This window comes from Anaerostipes sp. 494a, from assembly GCF_001940315.1.
Lineage (GTDB): Bacteria > Bacillota > Clostridia > Lachnospirales > Lachnospiraceae > Anaerostipes > Anaerostipes faecalis.
The window spans coordinates 1,340,689-1,365,378 of sequence record NZ_MJIF01000001.1; the positions used below are offsets into that span (position 1 = coordinate 1,340,689).

General features: G+C 36.5%; 18 protein-coding genes. 4 read left to right on the plus strand and 14 right to left on the minus strand.

What is annotated here, in order from left to right; translation table 11 throughout:
- Positions 1 to 67 precede the first annotated feature (67 nt).
- Complete coding sequence (locus BHF70_RS06770) at positions 68 to 1,045, plus strand: phosphotransferase (protein WP_242946335.1); 978 nt, start codon at positions 68 to 70, stop codon at positions 1,043 to 1,045.
- A gap of 61 nt (positions 1,046 to 1,106) precedes the next feature.
- Positions 1,107 to 2,831, plus strand: coding sequence for a phospho-sugar mutase (locus BHF70_RS06775; protein ID WP_075759532.1), 1,725 nt, complete (start codon positions 1,107 to 1,109; stop codon positions 2,829 to 2,831).
- A gap of 93 nt (positions 2,832 to 2,924) precedes the next feature.
- On the opposite strand, the gene BHF70_RS06780 is transcribed toward BHF70_RS06775, so the two are convergent.
- From BHF70_RS06780 to BHF70_RS12660, 12 genes are all read right to left on the minus strand, one after another.
- On the minus strand, positions 2,925 to 4,010 hold the full coding sequence (locus BHF70_RS06780) for a peptidylprolyl isomerase (RefSeq protein WP_075759533.1): 1,086 nt from the start codon (positions 4,008 to 4,010) through the stop codon (positions 2,925 to 2,927).
- Positions 4,011 to 4,067: 57 nt separating this feature from the next.
- Entirely contained in the window at positions 4,068 to 7,583 is a 3,516-nt protein-coding gene (mfd, locus tag BHF70_RS06785) for a transcription-repair coupling factor (protein ID WP_075759534.1), read from the minus strand.
- A gap of 9 nt (positions 7,584 to 7,592) precedes the next feature.
- Positions 7,593 to 8,159 carry an aminoacyl-tRNA hydrolase gene (pth, locus tag BHF70_RS06790; RefSeq protein WP_075759535.1) on the minus strand — a complete coding sequence of 189 codons (567 nt, stop codon included), beginning with the start codon at positions 8,157 to 8,159 and terminating at the stop codon, positions 7,593 to 7,595.
- Positions 8,160 to 8,265: 106 nt separating this feature from the next.
- A complete protein-coding gene (aroF, locus tag BHF70_RS06795) occupies positions 8,266 to 9,270 on the minus strand; it encodes a 3-deoxy-7-phosphoheptulonate synthase (RefSeq protein ID WP_075759536.1) in 1,005 nt (334 codons plus the stop codon).
- Positions 9,271 to 9,628: 358 nt separating this feature from the next.
- On the minus strand, positions 9,629 to 10,750 hold the full coding sequence (locus tag BHF70_RS06800; protein ID WP_075759537.1) for a YibE/F family protein: 1,122 nt from the start codon (positions 10,748 to 10,750) through the stop codon (positions 9,629 to 9,631).
- Positions 10,751 to 10,891: 141 nt separating this feature from the next.
- Complete coding sequence (locus BHF70_RS06805; protein WP_330390881.1) at positions 10,892 to 12,997, minus strand: metallophosphoesterase; 2,106 nt, start codon at positions 12,995 to 12,997, stop codon at positions 10,892 to 10,894.
- A 126-nt stretch (positions 12,998 to 13,123) separates the two neighbouring features.
- Positions 13,124 to 14,479, minus strand: coding sequence for an MATE family efflux transporter (locus BHF70_RS06810; protein WP_075759538.1), 1,356 nt, complete (start codon positions 14,477 to 14,479; stop codon positions 13,124 to 13,126).
- A 250-nt stretch (positions 14,480 to 14,729) separates the two neighbouring features.
- Positions 14,730 to 15,950, minus strand: coding sequence for a pyridoxal phosphate-dependent aminotransferase (locus BHF70_RS06815; protein WP_075759539.1), 1,221 nt, complete (start codon positions 15,948 to 15,950; stop codon positions 14,730 to 14,732).
- Positions 15,951 to 15,959: 9 nt separating this feature from the next.
- Positions 15,960 to 16,151: a DUF6472 family protein gene (locus BHF70_RS06820; protein WP_075759540.1), complete on the minus strand. Its 192-nt coding sequence runs from the start codon at positions 16,149 to 16,151 to the stop codon at positions 15,960 to 15,962.
- Positions 16,152 to 16,154: 3 nt separating this feature from the next.
- Complete coding sequence (locus BHF70_RS06825; RefSeq protein ID WP_075759541.1) at positions 16,155 to 16,838, minus strand: HAD family hydrolase; 684 nt, start codon at positions 16,836 to 16,838, stop codon at positions 16,155 to 16,157.
- A gap of 144 nt (positions 16,839 to 16,982) precedes the next feature.
- A complete protein-coding gene (locus BHF70_RS12655; RefSeq protein WP_242946337.1) occupies positions 16,983 to 18,278 on the minus strand; it encodes a PTS sugar transporter subunit IIA in 1,296 nt (431 codons plus the stop codon).
- Positions 18,275 to 19,024, minus strand: coding sequence for an HTH domain-containing protein (locus BHF70_RS12660; RefSeq protein ID WP_242946338.1), 750 nt, complete (start codon positions 19,022 to 19,024; stop codon positions 18,275 to 18,277). Before BHF70_RS12660 ends, BHF70_RS12655 begins: the two co-directional genes overlap by 4 nt.
- A gap of 149 nt (positions 19,025 to 19,173) precedes the next feature.
- On the opposite strand from BHF70_RS12660, the gene BHF70_RS06835 reads away from it, so the two are divergent.
- Positions 19,174 to 20,922: an ABC transporter ATP-binding protein gene (locus BHF70_RS06835; protein ID WP_075759542.1), complete on the plus strand. Its 1,749-nt coding sequence runs from the start codon at positions 19,174 to 19,176 to the stop codon at positions 20,920 to 20,922.
- A 79-nt stretch (positions 20,923 to 21,001) separates the two neighbouring features.
- On the opposite strand, the gene BHF70_RS06840 is transcribed toward BHF70_RS06835, so the two are convergent.
- Both BHF70_RS06840 and BHF70_RS06845 read right to left on the minus strand, forming a co-directional pair.
- Complete coding sequence (locus BHF70_RS06840; protein WP_075759543.1) at positions 21,002 to 22,333, minus strand: MATE family efflux transporter; 1,332 nt, start codon at positions 22,331 to 22,333, stop codon at positions 21,002 to 21,004.
- Between the two features lie 92 nt (positions 22,334 to 22,425).
- Positions 22,426 to 22,818, minus strand: coding sequence for a NifB/NifX family molybdenum-iron cluster-binding protein (locus BHF70_RS06845; RefSeq protein ID WP_075759544.1), 393 nt, complete (start codon positions 22,816 to 22,818; stop codon positions 22,426 to 22,428).
- A gap of 168 nt (positions 22,819 to 22,986) precedes the next feature.
- Here BHF70_RS06845 and BHF70_RS06850 point away from each other — a divergent pair, with 168 nt between their 5' ends.
- Positions 22,987 to 24,684 (plus strand): ABC-ATPase domain-containing protein, encoded by a 1,698-nt coding sequence (locus BHF70_RS06850; protein ID WP_075759545.1) that lies wholly within the window; start codon positions 22,987 to 22,989, stop codon positions 24,682 to 24,684.
- Positions 24,685 to 24,690 lie beyond the last annotated feature (6 nt).

The following is a 24,690-nucleotide window of genomic DNA, read 5'->3' on the forward strand; positions in this document are numbered from 1 at the left end:
GACAAGATAATATCATATTCCAGCTTTTACCATCATATCATTAGAGGTAGAACTTTGAGGAGGATATATGTTGAACGAGAAATATCAAATGTTATTGGACCAATATGATATTTGTACTGATTACCTGAAACGGGGTCGTGGCGGAGTCCTGTGCCATACCAGTCACGGAATTTATGCCCTGGCGCAGACTTCACTCTCAGAAGAACGGCTTTTTGCTGTATCTCAGTGGACAAAAATGCTAAAAGATGCAGGATTCCTTTATACCGATCAGTACATTTTAAATAGAAATGACTGTTTTCTTACTTACGATAAATATTATGAGACCTATGCTCTGCGAAAAACATTTACCGGATCTGAATGTGACATTCATTCTTTAAAAGATCTTCAGATTGCAGCATCCAATCTTGGAATGCTTCATCGAATTTCCCTGAATCTTTCTTTTCCAATGAAAAATATCAAAAAATACCTTTCGATTCCAAAACAATATCAGCAAAAATATTCAGAAATGAAAAGTATTTACCGCTTTATCCGCAACAAAAAAAATAAAGGAACCTTTGAGTATCTTTTCATAGAACAAACTGGTGATTTCTGGAAACAAATGGAAAGTTCTCTTAGCCTTCTTGAATCTTCTGCACCTTCTCATTCCGGATGGTGCCATGGTTCTTATAACCACCATAACGTACTGATTACTGATCATTTTCCTGCAACCATTCATTTTGAGCATTTTTATTATGGATATCCTATTTTGGATTTGTACTATTTTCTGAGAAAAGTTCTTGAAAAAAATAATTACCGTTTTACCTATTGTGAAGCTGTTTTAAAAAATTATAGCAGAGAACTTCCTTTGTCTTCCAATGACTATTCCTGTCTTTACGGGCTGTTTTTATTTCCGGAAAAATTCTGGAAAATCTCAAATCAGTATATGAGTCACAAAAAACACTGGGTTTCTCCACGATATATTGACAAATTGGAAGAATTTGTTTTATCAAAAGAGCTTCGAACAATTTTTCTCGAAAAATATGTACAAATTTATAATGTATTTTAGTTCATTTTAAGGTATAATTAAACAAAGGCATTTAAAATAACTTAAAGGAGGAGTTAATCTTATGAATTACAAAGAAACATACCAAGAATGGCTGAGCAACCCTTATTTTGATGAGGCTACAAAAGAAGAGCTGAAAGCCATTGAAAATGACGACAATGAAATCAAAGAACGCTTTTATGCAGACCTGGCATTTGGAACTGCCGGACTTCGTGGAATTATAGGTGCTGGTATCAACCGTATGAATATTTATGTTGTCAGAAAAGCTACACAGGGATTGGCTGATTACATTCTGGAACAGAACACAGATAAAAAACGTGTTGCCATTGCATTTGACTCCAGACATATGTCTCCGGAATTTGCAGATGAAGCAGCAAGATGTCTCGCAGCTAACGGAATCAAAGCATATATCTTTGAATCTCTCCGTCCTACTCCTGAATTATCCTTTGCCGTAAGACATTTGGATTGTATCGCAGGAATCAATATTACAGCCAGCCATAATCCGCCTGCATATAACGGATACAAAGTATACTGGGAAGATGGTGCACAGTTTACAGATCCTCACGCATCAGGAGTTACCGCAAAGGTTAATGCCATTACGGATATTTCCACATGCAAGACAATTTCAAAAGATGATGCTGTTTCTGCCGGATTATACGAAGTAATTGGCAAGGAAGTTGATGATGCCTACATCTCAGAAGTTGAAAAACAGGTATTTAACCAAAAAGCAATCGATGAAATGGCATCTAAATTAAAGATCGTTTACACTCCTCTTCACGGAACTGGAAACCTGCCGGTACGTCGCGTACTTGACGATTTAGGATTTAAAAATGTTTATGTTGTACCAGAACAGGAATTACCAGATGGTGACTTCCCTACTGTCAGCTATCCAAACCCGGAAGCAAAAGAAGCTTTTGCACTTGGTCTTGCTCTTGCTAAAGAAAAAGATGCTGATCTGGTTCTGGCTACAGACCCGGATGCTGACCGTCTTGGTGTTTATGTAAAAGATTCAAAAACAGGTGATTACATTCCATTGACAGGAAATATGTCCGGTTCTCTGTTATGTGAATATGTATTAAGCCAGAAAAAAGCAATCAATGGTTCCCTTCCAGAAGATGGTGCAGTTATTAAATCTATCGTAACAACAAATCTGGTTGATGCTGTTGCTGCCGGATATGGCGTGAATTTAATTAAAGTATTAACTGGTTTTAAATGGATCGGAAAAGAAATTCTTGGATTTGAAAATACTGGAAAAGGAACTTATCTCTTTGGATTGGAAGAAAGCTATGGATGCCTGATCGGAACCTATGCCAGAGATAAGGATGCCGTATCTGCAACAGTTGCTCTCTGTGAAGCTGCTGCATACTACGCAACCCAGGGTAAAACATTATGGGATGTTATGATTGATATGTACGAAAAATATGGATACTATCTTGACCGCATCACAGCTATGGACTTCCCGGGATTGGAAGGAATGGACAAAATGAAGACTATGCTGGCTGATTTCCGTGAAAATCCTCCAAAAGAAATCGCTGGATTTAAAGTTGAAAAAGTTCGTGACTACGGAAATGATACAATTCTTGACGTTGCTACTGGAGATATTTCTCCAATCGGACTTCCGAAATCTGACGTTCTGTACTATGAATTAGAAGGTGGTTCCTGGTTATGTGTACGTCCATCCGGAACAGAACCTAAAATCAAATTCTACTATGGTGTAAGAGCAGACAGCATGGACGCAGCTCAGGCAGACAGTGATAAACTGGATGCATGGGCAAAAGCTCAGGCATAATCTGATTTCTTATTGAAACGGTAAAAAAATTAAAAGAGGCAGTGAAATTTATTCACTGCCTCTTATTAAATTCTTTAATAGCTCTTTTATATTCTATTTACTGCTTTCTGTTGTTGTTGCTTCTGTAGTAGCTGTTGTAGAAGCTGTCGTTGCTTTATAAGAGAATTTTACTTCTTTCCAGAGATCCTGATTTACAGATTTTTCATCATCCCACTTTTTATCAGCTTCCTTTGTCCATTTTTTATAGACTTTTTCATAAGCTTCCTGCTGTTTTTCCTGAAGCAGTGTTGTTTTATTGGATGCTGCTGCAGATGTATCATTTGGATTCAGCATTTTAATAATAACGTAACCGTCATCTGTTTCAACAATTCCACTTACCTGATTCTTATTTAATTTAGCTGCTGCCGCCTCAAACTTATCTCCAAGCGCAGATTTACCTTTTGTATAAGATTCTTCGTTATCTGTGTTTACTCCATACTTTTTAGCTACTGTGCTGACACTTTGTCCACCTTTAATCGCTTTTAATGCAGACTTTGCTTTTGTATACTGAGCTTTCTTTTCTTTTGCTGTCATGTCTTTTTCTTTTCCAGTCTTACTGTCTGTAGTTTTAGTCGTAAACAGCAGCTTGTATACTTTAACTGTTTTGGCTTCTTCGTCTGTTACTGTTACATTTGCCTTTTCAATGATTGCCTGCATTACTTTTGTGGCAATCTGGCTTTCCTCATACAGCTGTTTGATCATGTCCTTATCTGCTTCTGTTTTCTTCATAACCTTCTTGCCTACGTCATCTTTTACAAAAGCATTTACATTCTCATTTAACTGACTCTTTTCGTCTTTTGTTAATTTTACATCATAATCGTCTTTATGCGCTACCAGTACTTTAATCTGTTTTAACTGTTCAATAACGCTGTTTTTTACAGACTGCTGCATGGTAATCTTTTTGCCATCACTATCTGTTCCAACCTGCATAGACCACATGTCATCTCCGAAATATGATCCATACTGTGCTTCTGCCTGATACTGCATGATTCTGGCATAAACATGCGCTTCCTGAAATGTTACTTTCTGCCCCGCATATTCAAACAATGTTTTCTTGTTTTTATCACATCCGGTCAGAAGAGATAAACTTAAAGAAACCACTGCTGTCAGGCAAAACAGTTTTTTCATTAACTTTTTCATTTTATTTGTCTCCTTTAATTTTAATCTAAATACTTCCCGAAGTATTATACTATAAAACTATCGCATTATCAATGAATTCAAAGAGTTCACACAATGTTCAATTTTTCCAAGACGTTTTACTTTTTTTATCTTTTCCAGATTCAGAACAAACGTAGGGATATTTCCTGCCCGGAAAGACAGTTCACCTTTATGTTCATTTAGAACTTCCGGTATTCGATCCACATCTACTTTGGCATCTGCTTTCATCTCAAAAAACACCTTCTCATCTTTTTGCTTCACATCTGTCATATATGCTTTATGGGCAAGTGCCTTTAAATAAGCCACATAAAGCAGATTATGCACAGCTTTTGGCAATTCTCCAAAACGGTCTATCAGCTCATCCGTCATATCTTCCATTTCATCCTTTGTTTCAATAGATGAGATACGCTTATAAAGCTCCAGTTTCTGATACTCATTTCTTACATAGGCTGCCGGAATAAATGCATTGATATCAAGATCCAGTGTAGTTTCAAATTCATCTTCCTCTGTAAGTTCTCCCTTCAGACGCATCACCGCATCGTTGAGCATCTTACAATATAAATCATAACCTACTGCTTCCATATGACCGGATTGTGCCTGACCTAAAAGGTTTCCTGCTCCTCGGATTTCCAGATCCCTCATGGCAATTTTATAACCCGAACCAAGATCCGTAAACTCACGAATTGCCTGCAATCGTTTTTCTGCCGTTTCCTTCAACAATGTATTTTGTTTATACATTAAAAATGCAAAAGCATTTCGATTAGATCGTCCTACCCGTCCTCTGAGCTGATATAGCTGCGACAGCCCCAGCTGATTGGCATCATGAATTATCATTGTATTTACATTTGGAATATCCAATCCTGTTTCAATAATTGTTGTAGAAACCAGTACATCGATTTCCTTATTCATAAACTGCATCATAATCTGTTCCAGCTCTCGCTCTTTCATTTGTCCATGGGCAAATGCTACCTTGGCATTGGGCAGAAGCTTCTGAAGCTGGGCAGTGATTTCTGCAATATTATTTACCCGGTTGTACACATAATAGACCTGTCCACCTCGAGTCATTTCACGATAAACAGCCTCCTTTACCAGTTCCTCATTGTATTCCATAACATAGGTCTGAATAGCACGCCGGTCGTGAGGCGGTTCTTCCAGCAAACTCATATCACGAATTCCAATAAGACTCATATGCAATGTTCTTGGAATCGGTGTTGCAGATAGGGACAATACATCCACATCTTTCTTCATGGTTTTTATTTTTTCTTTATGATTGACCCCAAATCTCTGTTCCTCATCGATGATCAGCAGTCCCAGATTCTTATACTGCATATCTTTTGATAACAGCCGATGGGTTCCAATGACAATATCCACTGTTCCATTTTTCAATCCTTCGATAGTCTCTCTTTGTTCTTTTGGTGTACAAAATCTGGACATTACCCGTACAGAAATAGGATACTGTGCAAATCTCTGGACAAAGGTATTAAAATGCTGCTGTGCAAGAATCGTCGTCGGCACCAGATAAGCTACCTGTTTATTATTATCCACCGCCTTAAATGCTGCACGAATAGCAACTTCTGTTTTTCCATACCCCACGTCTCCGCAGATCAGACGGTCCATAATCTTTTTGCTTTCCATATCCCGCTTTGTATCTTCTATGGCATTTAGCTGATCCTGAGTTTCATCATAAGGAAACAATTCTTCAAACTCTTTTTGCCATACACTGTCCTTATCATATACATATCCTTCTTTTGCCTGACGGATTGCATACAATTCTACCAGCTCTTTTGCAATATCTTTCACCTGGCTCTTTACACGGCTTTTCGTCTTTTTCCATTCAGTTCCGCCCAGTTTATGAAGTTTGGGCTTTCTTGCATTTGCACTGGCATATTTTGCAATCTGATCCAGTGCAGATGCCAGTATAAACAGGTTATCACCACCTTGATATTCAATGCTTATATAATCCTTCTCAACACCGCCAACTGTGATTTTTTCTATTCCTCGATAAATTCCAACTCCATGCTTTTCATGAACAACATAATCGCCAATATTAATATCAGCAAAACTTTTAATTTTCTCTCCTTTGGCTTTTCCGGAAGTTTTTTTCCTTTTCTTTTCTTTCCTTCCTTTAAAAATATCACTTTCAGAAATCAGTACCCATTTTGTCTCGGGATACTCAATACCTGTTTTTAATTTTCCAGCAGTAATCACAACCTGCCCCGGACAGATTTCTTCGGATAAATCTTTATCATAGGTTACCACCAGGTCATTTTCCCTCATATCTTCTGCCAGCCGTTTGGCTCTGGTCACAGATGGAGATGCTACAATTATTCTGTAATCTTTTTTCTGGTAGGCTGATAGATCCTTTATCAGTTGTTCAAAACTGTTATTATAGGACTGAATAGATTTTGCCTCTATAAAAAAAGTTTTATATATTGAAAATTCCTCAATCTCTGTGGACAATGCAGCAAAACAAACCATAGGATGCTTTTCTATCTGTCTGGATGCCTGTGAAAATTCCACTACTGTATTCATCTGTTTTGGAAAAAGATATCCGCTTTCCAGACGGCTTTTCATACTTTCCATAAACTCAAGAAAGAACCCATTGGCACGTTCCTTTACATGTTTAGGCTCATCCAGATATACCATACTGTTTTTTGGAAAATACTCAAGAATGCTAACGAGATTCTCATAAAAATATGGCAGGTATCCTTCCGCCCCAATGAGCATATGCAGTTCTGAAAGTTCTTCACGAACCCGATTCATTTCTTTCTTTAATCGAACTTCCTTTTCTGTTTCATATTTTTTATGAAACTCACCAGATAGTTTTTTATAATCTTTTTCCAGTGCTAAAAGTCCCTGGGAAATTCTCTCATCTCCCAGAATAATTTCCGTTGCCGGATAGATTGTCAGACTTGGAACTTCCTCAATAGATCTCTGGCTTTCTGCTTCAAAACTGCGAATAGAATCTATTTCGTCACCCCAGAGTTCTATTCGATAGGGACAATCTCCTGTATATGGATAAATATCTATAATTCCGCCACGAATGGCAAACTCTCCCGCTGCCTCTACAAATCCGGTCTTTTCATAGCCCAAAGCCACCAGATTTCCGGATATTTTCCCTTCTTCCACCGTATCACCTGTTTTCCATGTAATGCGATGTTTTTTTATTTCTGCCAAAGGCACCACTCTATCCATAACAGCATCGATGGACATAACATAAACTCCACCTTGTCCTTTGATGATTCTCTCAATACAATTCATTCGTTCCCTGGCAATTGCATTTCCATGTACATCTGCACTGTAAAACAGTGGATCTTTTGCCGGAAGATAATAAACTTTATCTCCAAAAAACTGATAGCCTTCCACCCATTGTCTTGCTGCATTTTCATCCGATACAATAATGATTTTATATTTACTTTGATTTCCCAGCAGACTGGTCAAATGCCATTTAGCTGTATCGGTACATCCTGACACGAAAACAGGACCCTGATTCTCTTCAAGGCCTGCCTTCATCTGCTGATATACACTATCATTTTTTAATACCTGTTCTAACACTTTGCTTCCCTACTTTTTCTTATTATGACGATTCATAGCTTCCGTAATGTTATCTTCTACAATCAGTTTCACAGCATCATACACATCTTCAAATCGTTCTGATAAGATTGCCTGATCCTCTTTTCCAAAATGTCCTAAAACATAATCTGCCAGATCATATCCTTTCGGTTTTGCTCCAACACCAATTTTAACCCTTGGGAATTCCATGCTCCCCAGATGACTGATGATACTCTTGATACCGTTATGCCCCCCTGCACTTCCCTTTTTACGGATTCGAAGTCTTCCCACATCCAGATCAATATCATCAAAAATCACCAGAAAATCTTCCGGATCTAATTTGTAAAAATCCATAATAGGGCGCAGGCTTTCTCCGCTTAGATTCATAAACGTCTGAGGTTTTACCAGAAGAACCTTTTCCCCTCCCATATACCCGGATCCTACCAATGCTTTATGCTTTCCCGTATTTATATTTATGCCTTCTTTGTCTGCAATATAATCAAGAGCTGCAAATCCTATATTATGCCTTGTATTTTCGTATTTTTTCCCTGGATTTCCCAGTCCAACGATTACTTTCATGGTTTTCTCCTTTCACGCACTTTAGACCCGGGATTCCGAAGATTCCCGGGTTATATTGTCATTTCTCTTATTGTTTTATTATTTTAGCAATAATATTTGATTTCGTCTACAAAGTTAAAAATTCTCTTGTTCTTGTTACCTTTTCCATTAACTCTTTGAAAGATTCCGGTGTCAGAGACTGAGGTCCGTCGCATAATGCTTTTGCCGGATTATTGTGCACTTCGATCATTAATCCGTCTGCACCAGCTGCCACAGCTGCCAGAGACATTGGTTCTACCATGGCACGAATTCCCGTTGCATGAGAAGGATCTACGATAACCGGCAGATGTGATTTCTTTTTGATCATTGGAATCGCAGATAAATCCAAAGTGTTTCTCATGGCGGTTTCATAAGTTCGAATACCTCTTTCACAAAGTATTACATTTTCATTTCCTCCTGCCATAATGTATTCTGCACTCATCAGCCACTCTTCAATGGTACTGGCCATTCCCCTTTTCAGCAGAATCGGTTTATCAATTTTTCCTAATTCTTTCAGCAACTCAAAGTTCTGCATATTTCTTGTTCCAACCTGAATAAGATCCACATCTTCAAACAATGGCAAATGGCTGGCATCCATAATTTCTGTTACAACGGGAAGACCTGTAGCTTTCTTTGCTTCTAAAAGAAGCTTCAATCCATCCCCATGTAATCCCTGAAAAGAATATGGAGAAGTTCTCGGTTTGAAAGCACCTCCTCGAAGCAGTCCTGCCCCTGCTTCTTTTACCTTTTGAGCCACTTCCACCATCTGTTCTCTGGATTCAATGGAACAAGGTCCTCCGATTACCTGAAAATGTCCTCCACCGATTTTTACATTTCCAACTTCAATCACAGAATCCTCCGGATGGAAATTGCGGTTTGCTTTTTTATATGGTTCCTGAATTCTCTGCACATTTTCAACAATATCATTTGCCATAATGTGACGCATATCAACTACAGAAGTATCTCCGATGAGACCTAAGATCCGGGTATTTTCTCCCTCAGATTCATGAATTAAAAGCCCCTGTTCCACCATCTCCTGTTTTAATGCTTCAACCTGTTTTTCCTCTGCCTGTTTCTTCAAAATAATAATCATAATAATTTTCTCCTTTATCCATCTGGTCATATCCTCGCGGAACGTTTTTTATTACATAGGAAATTCAAAGGAATTTCCTATGTAATAAAAAAAGGACATGCATTCCTGCTACAAGAACGCATGCCCTATGATATCCGAAATTCTACTTAAAGTTATCTGTTCACAGGAGATGATTCATTGTAGCACAAACAGCCAGGATAAAAATAATAACCCTGGAAATAAAAGCAATATGCACAATTTGTCATCTTCTTTGTTAACATTTAATAACTCCTTTATTTACTATGTATTTAACATACCCTAGTTTTTTCTTTCTGTCAATTATTTTATAGATAAAATTTATGATTTTCATAAATTGATTTTATGATTTTCGTGTCACAAAAAACGCTGCAAACAAAGCTGTAATAGGAACTGTAAGAACAACCCCAAGACTTCCTGATAATCCCTGCATGATCTCAATACCTATGATATAGGAATTGGCCAGCTGACGATAGCTTAGATCATAAGCATAATTGGTAATCAAAGTAGTTAATGAACCACCTACATAGGCAAAGATTAAAGTATTGGTCATGGTTCCCATCATATCTCTTCCAACACGAATTCCAGACATGAATAATTTGGATGCAGGCAGTGCCGGATCTGTCTCATGAATTTCCTGAATAGTGGAAGCAATGGACATTCCCACATCCATCACCGCTCCAAGAGCTGAAATAATAATCCCTGCAAACAGTAATTGTCCTATTTTAATAGAAGAATTTTGTGCCACATAATTTAGTGTTTCAATATCTGATACATTATACCCTGTAATTCCTGCTGCTTTTCCAAACAATATTGCTGCAACAGCTGCAATAGCGACTCCACAGGTTGTTCCTATGATAGCTGATAATGTTTTTGTGGTATATCCGCCAAGAAGTCCCAGTGTTACAACAGTCGTAAATGCAGCAACAATAATGGACATTAAGATTGGAGATACCCCCTGATACATCAGAGGAAACATAAGATATACGATACATACAAATGCAAATCCAAGACTTGCTATAGCTTCCACTCCTTTTTTCCCTCCAATCAGACATACAACTGCTGCAAAAATCAGAGCAAATCCATAAATTGCCATAGTACGATCCTGACTATACACCGTAACACTTGTATTTGCATCTGCTGTATTTACAATGACAATGACCTTTGTACCAATTTTACAATTTGCTCCAAATAAAGTTCCGTCAGGATTAATGGCATTCATTTCTTTTCCGGAATATGTTCCGGTTTTTATTTTAACCATAACTTCCTGGGTTCCATAGCGGTTCCCATCTTCTGCCAGATTATCCTTGGTAATTTGAGTAACAACTGCTTTTTCATATGTCTGACCTTTCGTTGATACCATCTGCTTTTTTTCAAATTGATTGCATCGGATCAAAACAGCCACAAATATAATCCCAATGATAATTCCTATTACAATCTTTTTCCAATTTACTGTTATCTTCATAAATAAACTCTTCCTTCATGTTATATATGTTAGAACAAAGCGGACAAGTCCGCTATCAACTCCCTATGTAATAACAAAACCTGAACCCGACATAAAGGATGTTCAGGCCCAGGCAATGTATATATTTTATTATTTATATTATTATCTTACAGTAACTTTTTTTGTTGTGCTGTAAGAACCATAATAACGTTTTCCGCTAACTGTCTTAAATGAACGAGCTTTTACATAATATTTCTTGCCCTTCTTTAATTTGCTTAATTTCAAAACAGATGTATGTGTATTCTTACTTACAACTTTTTTATTGCTGAATTTACTGTTTGTTGCATAAACAATTTCATATCCGGAAGCCTTGGAATCTTTCTTCCATTTAATTGTCAATGCTTTCTTTATTTTGTTAGATACAGACACAGACTGTTTCTTTGGAACAACCGTGATTGTAATGTTCTTTGTAGCAGATTTGTACTGGCTAGTTACAGAAGCTTTGACTGTAATAACAGCCTTTCCTGTACCTTTGATTGTCACATTTCCTTTGCTGTCAACTGTAGCTACATTCTTGTTAGATGTTGTATAGCTTAATTTTCCATTACCGTTTGTTTTTGCATTTAATGCAAATGGTTTAGACCCATAAACTTTTGTATAAGAAGATGTACCTGTAATCTTCTGTTCCTTAAGTTCCTGTTTTGGTTCTTCTGCTTTCTTTACGATTTTATAAGTAGATGATCCTTCTAATTCTTTTCCTGTTGTTGCATCATATACTGTTACTTCAAAAGAATCATCTGTTACATTTACTACAGAATAAGTTGGTGTCCATGACTGGCTTCGTTCAGAAATAAAATCCTGCTGTGTTGGAATTAAGTTATAGAATTTAGAACCTGTTGCAGAGTTTGCTTCTAAATATACTGTTCCTTCTGGATTTACAACAGTTCCGCTCTTTGTATTATTTACGATTTCATAGCAGTTGTTCTGATTTGCAAAATCTGCAGATCCGGTATTTGCTGTATTATTATATGCTGTATGATTCTTTCCATCTCCCTGCAGCTGATAAGTTCTGGAGTATGTATGATCATGTCCCTGAAGAACTACATCGATATCATATTTATCCATCAATGGTGTTAACTGGGTTCTTAAAATCATACCGTCAGAATCTGAATGGTCATAACCAGATCCATAAATATCCTGATGGAACATAACAACTTTCCATTTTGCATCTTTATTTTCTTTCACTGCTTTACGGATAACATTTTCATGAGTTGCACAGTTATAATTGTTTGTATCTAATACAATGAAAAGTGTATTTCCATAAGTGTAGTAGTAGTCTGTTCCTGCCGCTGTCTTTCCTTCTGTATACTGTTTTGGACTCTTTGTTGATGTTGTATCATTTTCATCGAATGAATTTGGATTATTATAATGTAATGAATACTGATTAGAGCTTGAATCATGGTTACCGATGGTTGTAGCAACAGGAAGAGATCTCAATGCTTCTGCCCCTAAATATCCTGCATACTCTCTTTCATTTGCACCATAGTTTACCTGATCCCCTGCTGACGCAATAAAACTTACATTAGAATGATTAGCTACCGCCTGATTTAACACCTTATTCCAGTTGTAACTGTCATTTCTTGCTGCAAGATTTGCATTTGCATCTGAAGTAACTTTGTTACCTGCATTACTCATTGAATCCCCTTCCGTACTGGTCTGTCCTTTAGAGGCTCCAATCTGAGGGTCTCCTACATATAGGAAAGAGTAATTTTTAAAGGATTTTACAGAATATTTCTGTGCATCCTGCCACTGACCGTTCTGAAATACCTGATAGTAGTAAGTGGTATTTTCTTTTAAATCTTTTACCGTTGCCTTATTTGAATAATACTGGACATCAGAAATTACAACTGATTGTGTCTGCTTTCCTTCGTATTCTACAGCTGCTGTCATATCTTTATTGTCCGCAATACGAACCTTTGGAGTTTCTTCAGTTTTGCTATACCATGCAAAGTTAAGCTGGCTTTGATTTACACCTGGTGTCAATGATACATTTTCATAATTACTGCTGTATGCTTCCCAGTTATCTTTCCATGTCTTCCAATCTGCTGATGTGGAAGCATCATTCCAGTGTTCTGTTGCTGCCTGAACATTAGATGTATTTGGAACTGCAGCGAAACATCCGCCTGTAAGCATCATAGCTGAAAGAGCAATAACCGCAGTACGTTTCATGCTTCCACGTTTTATACTTCTTCTAATTGTTCGAATCATAACAATAGTTCCTCCTTTTCAATCGTTGTCTATGATCTATCCTTGCTTAAAAGGATAGCCTTTTTCCATTGGAGGTTCTATCATGAAAAGGAAAACCTTATGTTAAATTTTTTTAATATATAAAACTTAATAGATTCGCAGTAACTGCCATTTTCCTTTTATATATCTGACCATAAACATAATGGCACGCACTACCCAATCCAGTGTCATTGCAACCCATACCCCAAAGACTCCCATATGAAGCCAGTTCCCAAGTACTATACTTAAAAATATTCGGAAGATCCACATGGATACAATCGCTGTAATCATACAGTAACGCACATCATTAGCAGCTCTCAGGGTATTCGGAAGTGTAAAGGAAATCGGCCATATGGTAATACAGCACAATGTATGATAAATCATAAGTTTCTCTGTAAGTGCCGCTGTTTCCGGTGATAAATGATAGGCTTTGATGATAATTGGAAGAGCAAGAACAATCAGTGCATTTGATATAAGCATTGTTCCATAAACGATTTTCATCAGTTTCTTTGTATAATATCTGGCATTTTCATAATCTCCTGCTCCAACACATCTGGAAACTACCGTCAGCACAGCAAAACCAATGGCCAGTCCTGGAATAATCTCAAACTGTGCAATCAGATTGCTGACCGCATTTGCAGTAATGGAAGATGTACCGTATCCTGCAATTAGACTCAATACAAGGATTTTTCCCAGCTGAAACATACTATTTTCAATTCCATTAGGTACACCAATATGTAAGATTTTCTGAATCAGGTAACCTTTAAAAGCAAAGTGAAAATGATGGCTTAAATGTACTGCCTGATTTCTGTTCTTAATTAATATCAGCATAATTACAGCCGCAATGATTCTTGAAACAAGTGTGGGAATCGCAGCTCCTTCCACACCCATTCCCATTCCATATATCATAATAGCATTACCTGCAATATTAATCCCATTCATTAACATAGACATATTCATGGCAACTTTTGAATTTCCCATTGTACGAAATAATGCTGCACATCCATTATAAACAGCTATAAACGGAATAGATGCTGTTACGATCAAAAGGTATATTCTGGCATTATACATAACATCAGGTTCAATCTGTCCAAAGACTCCATGAAGAATAAAATTCCGTAGTAAATATATTACTGCCATGATAATAACAGACAATGCTGTAATAAACATGATCAGCTGATCTGCTGTCTTACATGCCATCACATGTTTTCTCTGTCCCAGATACTGGCCCGTCACCACAGCACCTCCTGTAGCCAGTGCAGCAAATACATTAATCATCAGCACCATAACACTATCTACCAGCGATACTCCGGAAACAGCTGCTTCTCCAACACTTGCTGTCATAATTGAATCGGCAAGTCCCACTGTAACTACCAGAAGCTGTTCAATAATCAGCGGAATAATTAACTGTTTTAAATCCTTGTTCGAAAATAATCTGTTTTTTTGATTTTCTGCTTTTTCCATTATTTTTCTTTATTCTCCCTCTTTTTCAAACAAATAATCTTTGATTTCCAAATTTCTGTTTTTATGTTAAACCCATTTATTTTTTTATTCAAGAGAAAAACCCTATAATTTATGTTTTCTCTGATTTTGCAAAAAAATATACAGGCTGTATATAACAACCTGTACATTTTGCACATTCTTGTTTATGAATTAACATAGTCTATGATCACTTTGACTGCTTTTTCCATATCCATCCGTACCATATTAATAATTATGATATTTGATGATATCCTGCTAAAAATTCATCCAGCCCTTTACATGCCTTTTTCAGCTGATCTATATTAGGAAGATATACGATTCGGAAATGATCCGGTTCTTCCCAGTGGAATCCTCCTCCATGAGTCAGAAGAATATGTTTCTCTTTAAGGAAATCCAAAACAAATTTTTCATCATCCGTAATGTTAAATTTCTTTATATCGATCTTAGGGAAAATATAAAATGCGGCTTTCGGTTTTACCGCACTGATTCCCGGTATCTCATTTAACGCCTCATAAATATAATTACGCTGTTCGTATACACGACCTCCCGGAAGCAAAGCTTCATCCGTTGTCTTCGGTCCTCCTAAAGCAGTCTGAATAATAGACTGAGCTGGTACATTGGCACAAAGTCTCATGGATGACAATAAATTCAAACCTTCTATATATCCCTGAGCACGGGATTTATCTCCACTTAAACTCATCCATCCACAGCGATATCCCGCAATTCTGTGAGATTTAGACAATCCGTTAAATGTTACAACCATCAAATCCGGAGCCAGTGATGCTATGGAAACATGCTCCAGATCATCCATGACCAAACGGTCATAAATTTCATCTGAAAAAATAATCAGTCCATTTTCTCTGGCAACCTTAACGATATCCAGCAAAACTTCCTTTGGATACAATGCTCCTGTAGGATTGTTTGGATTAATGATGACGATACCTTTCGTATTTGGTGTTACTTTCTTCCGGATATCTTCAATATCAGGATACCACTCTGCTTCCTCGTCACAAATATAATGAACTGCAGTTCCTCCTGCCAAAGTTACAGATGCTGTCCAAAGAGGATAATCCGGTGCAGGCACCAATATTTCATCTCCCGGATTTAATAATCCCTGCATGGACATGGTAATCAATTCACTGACACCATTTCCTGTATAAATATCATCCACCCCCACATTTGGAATATTTTTATACTGACAATACTGCATAATCGCTTTCCTTGCCGAAAATAACCCTTTGGAGTCAGAATATCCTTCTGTGTCTCTCAGATTCATCATCATATCCTGAACAATCTCATCTGGTGCCATAAATCGAAATGGTGCCGGATTTCCAATATTCAATTTTAGGATATCCTTTCCCTCCCGAATCATACGATTAGCTTCATCCATAACCGGCCCTCTGATATCGTAACATACATAATCTAATTTTGATGATTTTTCAAACTTATCCATACTATCCTCCTACATCTGTTTTCTGACAATTGCATATTCATCATCCATCTGAAAATAAGGACAATCCCAATCACTGCTGCTCATAAATCTTGCCATTTCATCCTCATCCAGGTTTACTTCACACACATAATATTCATATTCTTCATCATACACATAATTACTGCAATATTCGCAGCCTGCACTTTTTCTTTTCTTTCCCAATTTCTATTCCTTCCATAAATTCTTTTCCAGCTCTTTAGCAAAATCCAAAAGAGACTTATATTTTCCAAATAGTAAATTATCTACCAAACTGGTATCTTTGACAAGGTCAGGAATAATGACCGGCATCATTCCTGCTCTATAAGCAGCGCGTATTCCATTGGCTGCATCTTCCAGTGCAATAGCTTTCTCTGGTGCAACATCCAGTCCCTTACAGGCAGTCAGATAAATTTCCGGTTCCGGTTTTCCGCGTTTTACCATGTTTCCGGTAACTACCATCTGAAAATAATCTCTGATACCCTCTCTTTTCAGATTCCCGAAAGCATGTTCCTGGCTGGAAGATGTTGCCACTGCCATCTTGATTCCATGTCTTTTTAAAAGATTTAACAGTTCATGTAATCCTTCCTTGGCTGGAACCCCACTGTCTTTTGACATTTCATAATAAGCATTCCTATATGTATCCATGAATTTCAGAAACGGAAACTCCTGTCCATAGTGTTTTTTAAAATATTTTTCCCTGTCATCACGATTAAGTCCCATGGTATTGACTATGTTATGTCCAAGAGGCCCATATCCCAGAATTTCTCCTGCCTGATCCCATGATTTCTGAACATATCTCTCACTGTCAAACATAAGACCATCCATATCAAATACAACAGCCTGTAATTCTTTTAATTTATGTAAATCCATTTGTCATACCTTCCCTGACTTCATATTTAAACTGTCAATTAAATATATTATAAGTCAAAAATATCAGGAGTACAATATAACCATAAAAACCTCCAAACTGATATAAGACAAAAAATTACTCAGTTTAGAGGTTTTTATTTTATTCTATGAACAAGTTATACTTTCAAATATTTGATCTACTGTCTGCAACATGCTTATTTTCTTTGCATTTCCCTGCTTTTTTCCTAACTGGACAATAGCTTTTAAGATTTCCAGATAATCTTTGTCTCCTATAGAAGCAAAACAGAACAGGAGATAAACTTTATTTTCCTTTTCGGTAAACTGGATTCCATCTTTTGAAACCAACAGACTTAAACAATCCTGATGAACCCCAAAATCTTTATTGGCATGAGCTAATCCCACGCCTTCACTTACTACAATATAATCACCGTATTCTTCTACATGTTCTATGGATTTTTCTATGTATCGAGGTTCAATATATCCTTTCTTTTCTAACGGCTCCGCCGATTTATACATTGCTTCTTTCCATGTCATCTGATTGTGGCATACCTGAATAAATTCTTTTTTTAACATTCCTTCCAATGCGTTTTTCTGTTTTTTTGAATTTGTTTTTTGATATTCTTCCACCGTCTCAGTAATCTTCTCACAAATCAGATTAGCCAGTTTCCTATCATCCACCACGTCCTGAATCATATTTTCTAACTGCTTTATTGTTGGCTTCATTGGACTTGATAAGACTTTCTGTTTTTGAAATGTTATTTTCTGAATTAGATTTAAATCTTCCATTTTTAAAAACGGATGTACTCTGATCACCGGATATTGATCCGTCTTTATGGAAACAGTAGAAATGATAAAATCAACTGTTACTTTTTTCATTTCTAACTGCTTTAGTACCTCATCTACTGCCAACACTCCTAAAATATTAAAATCAAAATAATTTTTAATCTGGGCTTCCAGATATTTTCCAGTAGCCATACTTCCTGGACAGACAATAATCACAGAAAGCCTTTGTACATACCTTCTGTTTCTTATAATTGCAACACAAATATGAATTACAATGGATTTCTTCATATTTTCGCTTAGTTTATATGATAAAAAACGCTCCAGAATAAAGCTGTTTTTATTTACCAGTTCTTCTAGATCTTCATAATTAATAAAACCATCATAATCATCCGGAAGTTGAACTTCATAATTTCCCCAATCCTTCATTTTCATAATATGCATTAATAATGAATCCATCAGCTTTGTATCATTAAGCAATCCATAATGAATCTCTTTATCTATTGCTTCAACAAAATGCATAATAACTTTATATAATTCAATTTCATCTACTGTTTTAACAAAAGAATACAATTTATGCTTTTCTAAATAGTTCTGAAAATCTTCCATCATTTCCTGGGTAACATTGATATTTAACATATACCCTGCATATAAAATCATATGCTCAATTCCAGACAAATTTTTTTATTTCGAATTAATCTTCCATCTTTTTTGCAAAAATTAAACACTACAAATAAATACAACACGATATCATAAAAAACATCTTCAATAAATACCATATTACATACCTGCATATATTCTTGCATATATGAAAAAATATCCGAAAAACTATAACGAATATTCATACGGTCAATGATCATTCTCTGAAAGAAACCATCATTTTTTATATTAATCGCTATCTCCCTGTACAGACTGGTTAATATCTCAATTTTTATTTTTTCACTGCATTTCAGAAACATGCCTTTTCCCGGGTCAACCATAAGTTCAGCTCCATAGTCTGCAAATTTATCCTTAATCCCTTCAATATCATTTACAATAGTAATTCGGCTAACATATAATTCTTCTGCAAATTTCTGCATAGTCAGATGTCGGCGACTGATGGTTAAAATCATCATAATATAAATCTGTCGTTCTTTTGTTGACAGCTTATACATATATGTATCCATTTCATAGAGATATTTCTCAACAATACTCTCATTAAAATCTTTTGCCTTTACCAGCTCACCTTTTTCCGTAATAGATATTCCAGACATAGGAATAGTATTTAAAAACTGATTGATTTCTTTGATATCATTACGCAAGGTTTTCTGCGATATCTGATACTCAGCAGCAAGTTCTTTTATCGTTAAAATCCGATCACTGTTCTTTATGATTTTTTGTATAATCTCGGTACTACGCTTTCGCATATTTTTCCTCCCTGTTTTTTTAAAACAGAATAAGCGGAAATGTTTTTACTACATAGAAAAAACCCTTTTTTCAACTATTTCCTATATTCTGGACTTTTCCTTTTCTATGGGATATACTACTTAAATATTTAATGATAGGAGTAATAACCATGCAAATACTTAAAAACTTCCTAAAATACTATAAACCTTACAAAAAAGTATTCTTTTTTGATTTATTTTGTGCTGCCTTTATCAGTATTGTGGATTTAGCATTTCCTCAAATTCTTCGTGTTTTAACAAAAACCTTGTTTTTGCAGGATGCATCTATGATTCTTAAAAAGTTACCTGCCATTGGTATGATACTTTTATTCTTCTATATTCTTCAGGCACTGTGTAAATATTATGTCAGCTGTCAGGGACATATCATGGGTGCACAAATGGAACGCGATATGCGAAAAGAATTATTTGAACATTACGAAACTCTTTCTTTTTCTTATTATGACAAAAACAACACCGGTCAAATGATGAGTCGTATGGTTTCCGATTTATTTGATATTTCTGAAGCCGCCCATCACGGACCTGAAAATCTTTTTATTTCATTGGTAAAAATTATCGGGTCTTTCATTTTCTTATTTTTCATTCAATGGAAACTGGCTGTTATTCTTCTTCTGGTTGTATTGATCATGATTCTATTTAGCAGCAGTCAAAACAAACGCATGCAGAAAACATTTCTAGATAATCGAAAGAAAATAGGCCTGATTAACTCAACCTTACAAGACTCTCTTTCCGGCATACGTGTTGTACAATCCTTTGCAAATGAAGACATTGAACGGACCAAGTTTCAGCATGGCAATGAAGCTTTTCTTCTTTCTAAACGTGACAACTACAAAGCCATGGGGACATTTCAATGCGGAAATACCTTCTTTCAGGGTATCATGTATCTGGTTTGCTTAATTGCCGGTGGATTTTTTGTAGCAAAAGGTGACATGACTGCAGGAGATCTTGCAATGTATGCACTATATATAGGAATATTTATCAGTCCTATTCAGATTCTTGTAGAACTTACTGAAATGATGCAGAAAGGATTTTCTGGTTTTCGCCGTTTTCTTGATATTGTAGAAACGCAACCGGAAATTACAGATTCTCCAGATGCGCAACCGATTCAAAATCCTTATGGTGATATTGAATATAAGGATGTAAATTTTAGTTACGAAGATAATGAAATCGTCTTAAATCATATTAATTTTACCATTAAATCAGGCAAATCCATTGCCTTAGCTGGCCCGTCCGGTGGTGGAAAAACCACCATTTGTTCTCTACTTCCACGATTTTATAACATTACAGGTGGACAGATTACTATTGGAGGACAAAACATCAAAGATATTTCTTTAAAAAGTCTAAGGAATTCCATTGGACTTGTACAACAGGATGTTTATTTATTTAACGGATCTGTCAAAGAAAATATTGCCTATGGAAAACCAGATGCTTCTATGGAAGAAATTATTGATGCTGCAAAAAAAGCAAATATTCATGATTTTATTATGGAATTGCCCGACGGATATGACACCTTTGTTGGCGAACGTGGAACCCGATTATCCGGTGGACAGAAACAGCGGATTTCCATTGCCCGTGTATTCCTAAAAAATCCGCCAATCCTTATTCTTGATGAAGCCACCAGTGCTTTGGATAATGAAAGCGAACGCCGTATTCAAAAAAGTCTGGAGGAGCTGGCAAAAGACCGCACCACCATAACAATTGCACATCGTCTTTCTACCATAAAGAATGCAGATGAAATCTTAGTCATTGATCAGCACTCTATTCAGGAACGAGGCAATCATGATGAACTAATGAAACGAAATGGGTTATATGCAAAATATTATAAAATGCAATTTGAAGGATTCGAAAGCCTGGATATATAGATGATTACATTGTATGTAGTAAAGCGGAGATATCTCTTTTGAGATTCTCCGCTTTTGGGGTTCTTATATGTAATTTTCCTTATAATTTTTCTTTTAAACGTGGTGTTCTTATAATTTGCACAATTAATGGAATAACCATAATAAACCAGACGATTGGTTCTGCTATGATAACTCCTGTATAATCAAGCCATGGAACAAGTGTCGCTGCAATCACAACTTTCCCAACCATTTCAAATCCACTTGAAATCAATGGTGTGATCCGGTCACCAATTCCCTGCATAACATTTCTTACAACACTGATCACTGCCGGCACATAATAAAAAATCGTATCAAATTTCAAATAATTTGTTGCATTCACAATAACTGCTTCTTTGCGACTTCCCGTTACCATATAGACTAATTGTGATCCAATCGTATAGCTTGCGATCATCGCCAATGTTGACCATACACATGTATAAATAATTGCCAGTTTCATTCCTTTTTTAATTCTGTCAATCTTTCCTGCACCCATATTCTGTCCACAAAATGTTGCCATTGTCTGTCCAAAGACACTAAACATGATCATATACATTTCTGTGATCTTTCGTGCTGCTGTATGTGCTACGATAATCTCTTGTCCAAGCTTGTTGATCGCTGTCTGTAATGTCAGAGATCCAATATTTACAAGGGAACTCATAAATCCCATAGACATCCCGGAACCAAGCATTCCCTTGATCATTCCTGACTCTAACCCTTTGAAGTCGTTTTTATTTAAACGTAGCAGTTCATATTTATGAACCATATAAAAACTACAAATAATCAACGCAATAAACTGCGCCAGAACTGTCGCCGCTGCTGCACCCCATGTTCCTGTTTTCCATATTGCGACAAATAAAATATCTCCTCCAATATTCAATCCAACAGAAATCGCAAGGATCAATAGTGGGGTTATTGTATCTCCGATTGCTCGCATAATCCCCATCAAAATATCATAAAACATTGTCACCCATAATCCGACAATAATGATTAGAATGTACTGTTTGGCTGTTATAAATAATGCTGAAGGAACATTCAAAAATCTTAAGATCGGATTGATAAATATCGTTCCCACAAGAATAAGAACAATGGAAATAACAGCACCTAATATAATTGCGATTGCAAATGACTTTCTTACTCTCTTTGTATCTCCGGCTCCAAATTTCTGTGCTGTGGTGATCGCAAATCCGTTTGTCAACCCTAACAGGAACCCAACGATCAGATTACTAATGGTTGTTGTTGCACCGACCGCTGCCAGAGCCTTTTCTCCAAGAAAACTTCCAACAATTCTCGTATCTGCGAGACTATATGTAAGCTGTAGGAGATTCCCTAAAAATATCGGCAATGCAAAACTAAACAGCAAACTCGAAATCTTGCCTTTTGTCAAATCTTTCATTAAATACTATCTCCTGATATCTAGAACCAAACATCTCCGCTGGAACAGTTTTTTACTGATCAGCAATTGGATTAAAATCAATGCTTATGACCTTAATGGCAGTGATGTCCACACTGATGGTCATGATTTCCACAATCATGTCCTTCTTCATGGTGATGATTACATTTCGCATTTGGATCATTTACAAGATTTCCCTGTAAAAATGCTTCTACCTGAGCATCTGCATCTCCAAATGCTCCTGCAACCAATTGAATTCCACACTGTGCCAGTGCCTGAATAGCACCCATTCCGATTCCTCCACAAATCAATACAGAAACTTCTTCTTCATCTAAGAAACCTGCCAATGCACCATGTCCGCTTCCATTGGTATCAATGACTTTAGAAGAAACTACTTTATTATCTTCTACCTTATATACTTTAAACTGTTCTGTATGTCCAAAATGCTGGAATACCTGTCCATTTTCATATGTAACTGCAATATTCATATCGTTTATCTCCTTTTACAACAATTTTTCTTACATGTCTTTTCTGACATATGTCTCATATTAATTTATCTCTATTTTTAACATATATCAATAACTAATTTGAACATTGACATAAGTTTTAAAACATCCGATACTTATAATAAAACAAATGAAAGGACCCTTTGAATTATGAAATCTTCTTCAAATTTAAAATCGCTTTTAAAAAATATAGATCACAAAGGATACCCTGCCTACAAAAGCACACAGGGAGAATACGATTTTCAATCTTATATATTAAGTATTAACCATGTACAAGGAGATCCCTTTGCCTCTCCTTCTAAATTAAGTATCCGGGTTTCGGGAAAAACTGCCGGATTCCCTAAAAGTTACTTCAATACTTCATTTAAACGAATTGCTTTACAGGATCATCTGACCCGTTTATTTGGAAAAACTCTGGAAAAATTTAATTTTAAGGCAAAAGGTTCTGGAAAAAGCGGTCTGATTTCTATCAGTCATTGCGGACAGGAAGTTTTAGAACGAACTGCCTGTATTATAAATCCCGCTAACGGAGATGTTACAGTACATTTTGAAGTGGGATTTCCTGCCAATGGGCGTTCCATTAATTCCAGAGAGCTGGAGAAAATTTTATTTACATTTTTACCAGACTGTATTCAATCATCACTTTTTTATAAGAATATCAATCAGAAAACTTTGGAACAGACCATTTACCTCTCCGAAGATCAGCACTATATCCGAGAACAGCTTCCTATGCTTGGTTTGACTGCATTTGTAGCAAACGGTTCCATCCTTCCAAGACAAAGCGGGGTTTCTCAAAAACCTTTAAGGGATGCAGTACCTTTTGTATCCCCTGATACATATGAGATTACCTTGAACCTTCCTCATAAAGGACCGATAACAGGAATGGGTATCCCAAAAGGTATCACTCTGATCGTCGGCGGCGGGTATCACGGAAAATCTACCCTGCTCAAAGCTTTGGAACTAGGGGTATATAATCATATTGCAGGAGATGGTCGTGAATACGTTATCACTGATGATTCTGCCATGAAAATCCGTGCAGAAGATGGCCGAAGCATTAAAAAGACTGATATTTCCATGTTTATTAACCATCTGCCAAACAAAAAGGATACTTCCTCTTTCTGTACTGAAGATGCCAGCGGAAGTACATCCCAGGCAGCTAATGTAATCGAAGCAATAGAGGCAGGGACTTCCCTGTTTTTAATTGATGAAGATACCAGTGCAACAAACTTTATGATACGTGATGAACTTATGCAAAGAGTCGTTCATCGTGAAAATGAACCTATTACACCTTTTATTGAAAGAGTAGGAATACTTTATGAAAAACTTGGAATTTCTTCCATTATTGTTGCAGGAAGCTCTGGTTCCTATTTTCATATTGCAGATCATATTCTGCAAATGGACCAGTATATTCCAAAAGATATCACTGCCTTTGCAAAAAAAGAAGCCCAGGCTTTCCCTTCAGTTATGATTTCTGAAGTCTCTATAGACATTCCTTCTTTCTGCCGTAGTTTCTCCTGCAGCAAAGAATTTAAGGGAAGTCGCCGGATTAAAATGAAAACTCTGGGAAAAGATGCTTTCTCCATCAATAGAGAAACTGTGGATCTCCGTTATGTGGAACAGCTGATTGATTCTGAGCAGACAGCAGCTCTTGGATACTCTCTTATGTTTTGTGAGCTTCATCTTATGGATGGTAAAAAGACAATCAGGGAAGTTGTTGATCAGTTATTTAAGATCATATCATTCAAAGGACTCTCTGCTGTTTTAGATTGCCAATATGTAAAATCGAATCTTGCCATGCCTCGAAAACAGGAGGTATTTTGCTGTTTAAATCGCTACCGGTATCTATAGAAAAAA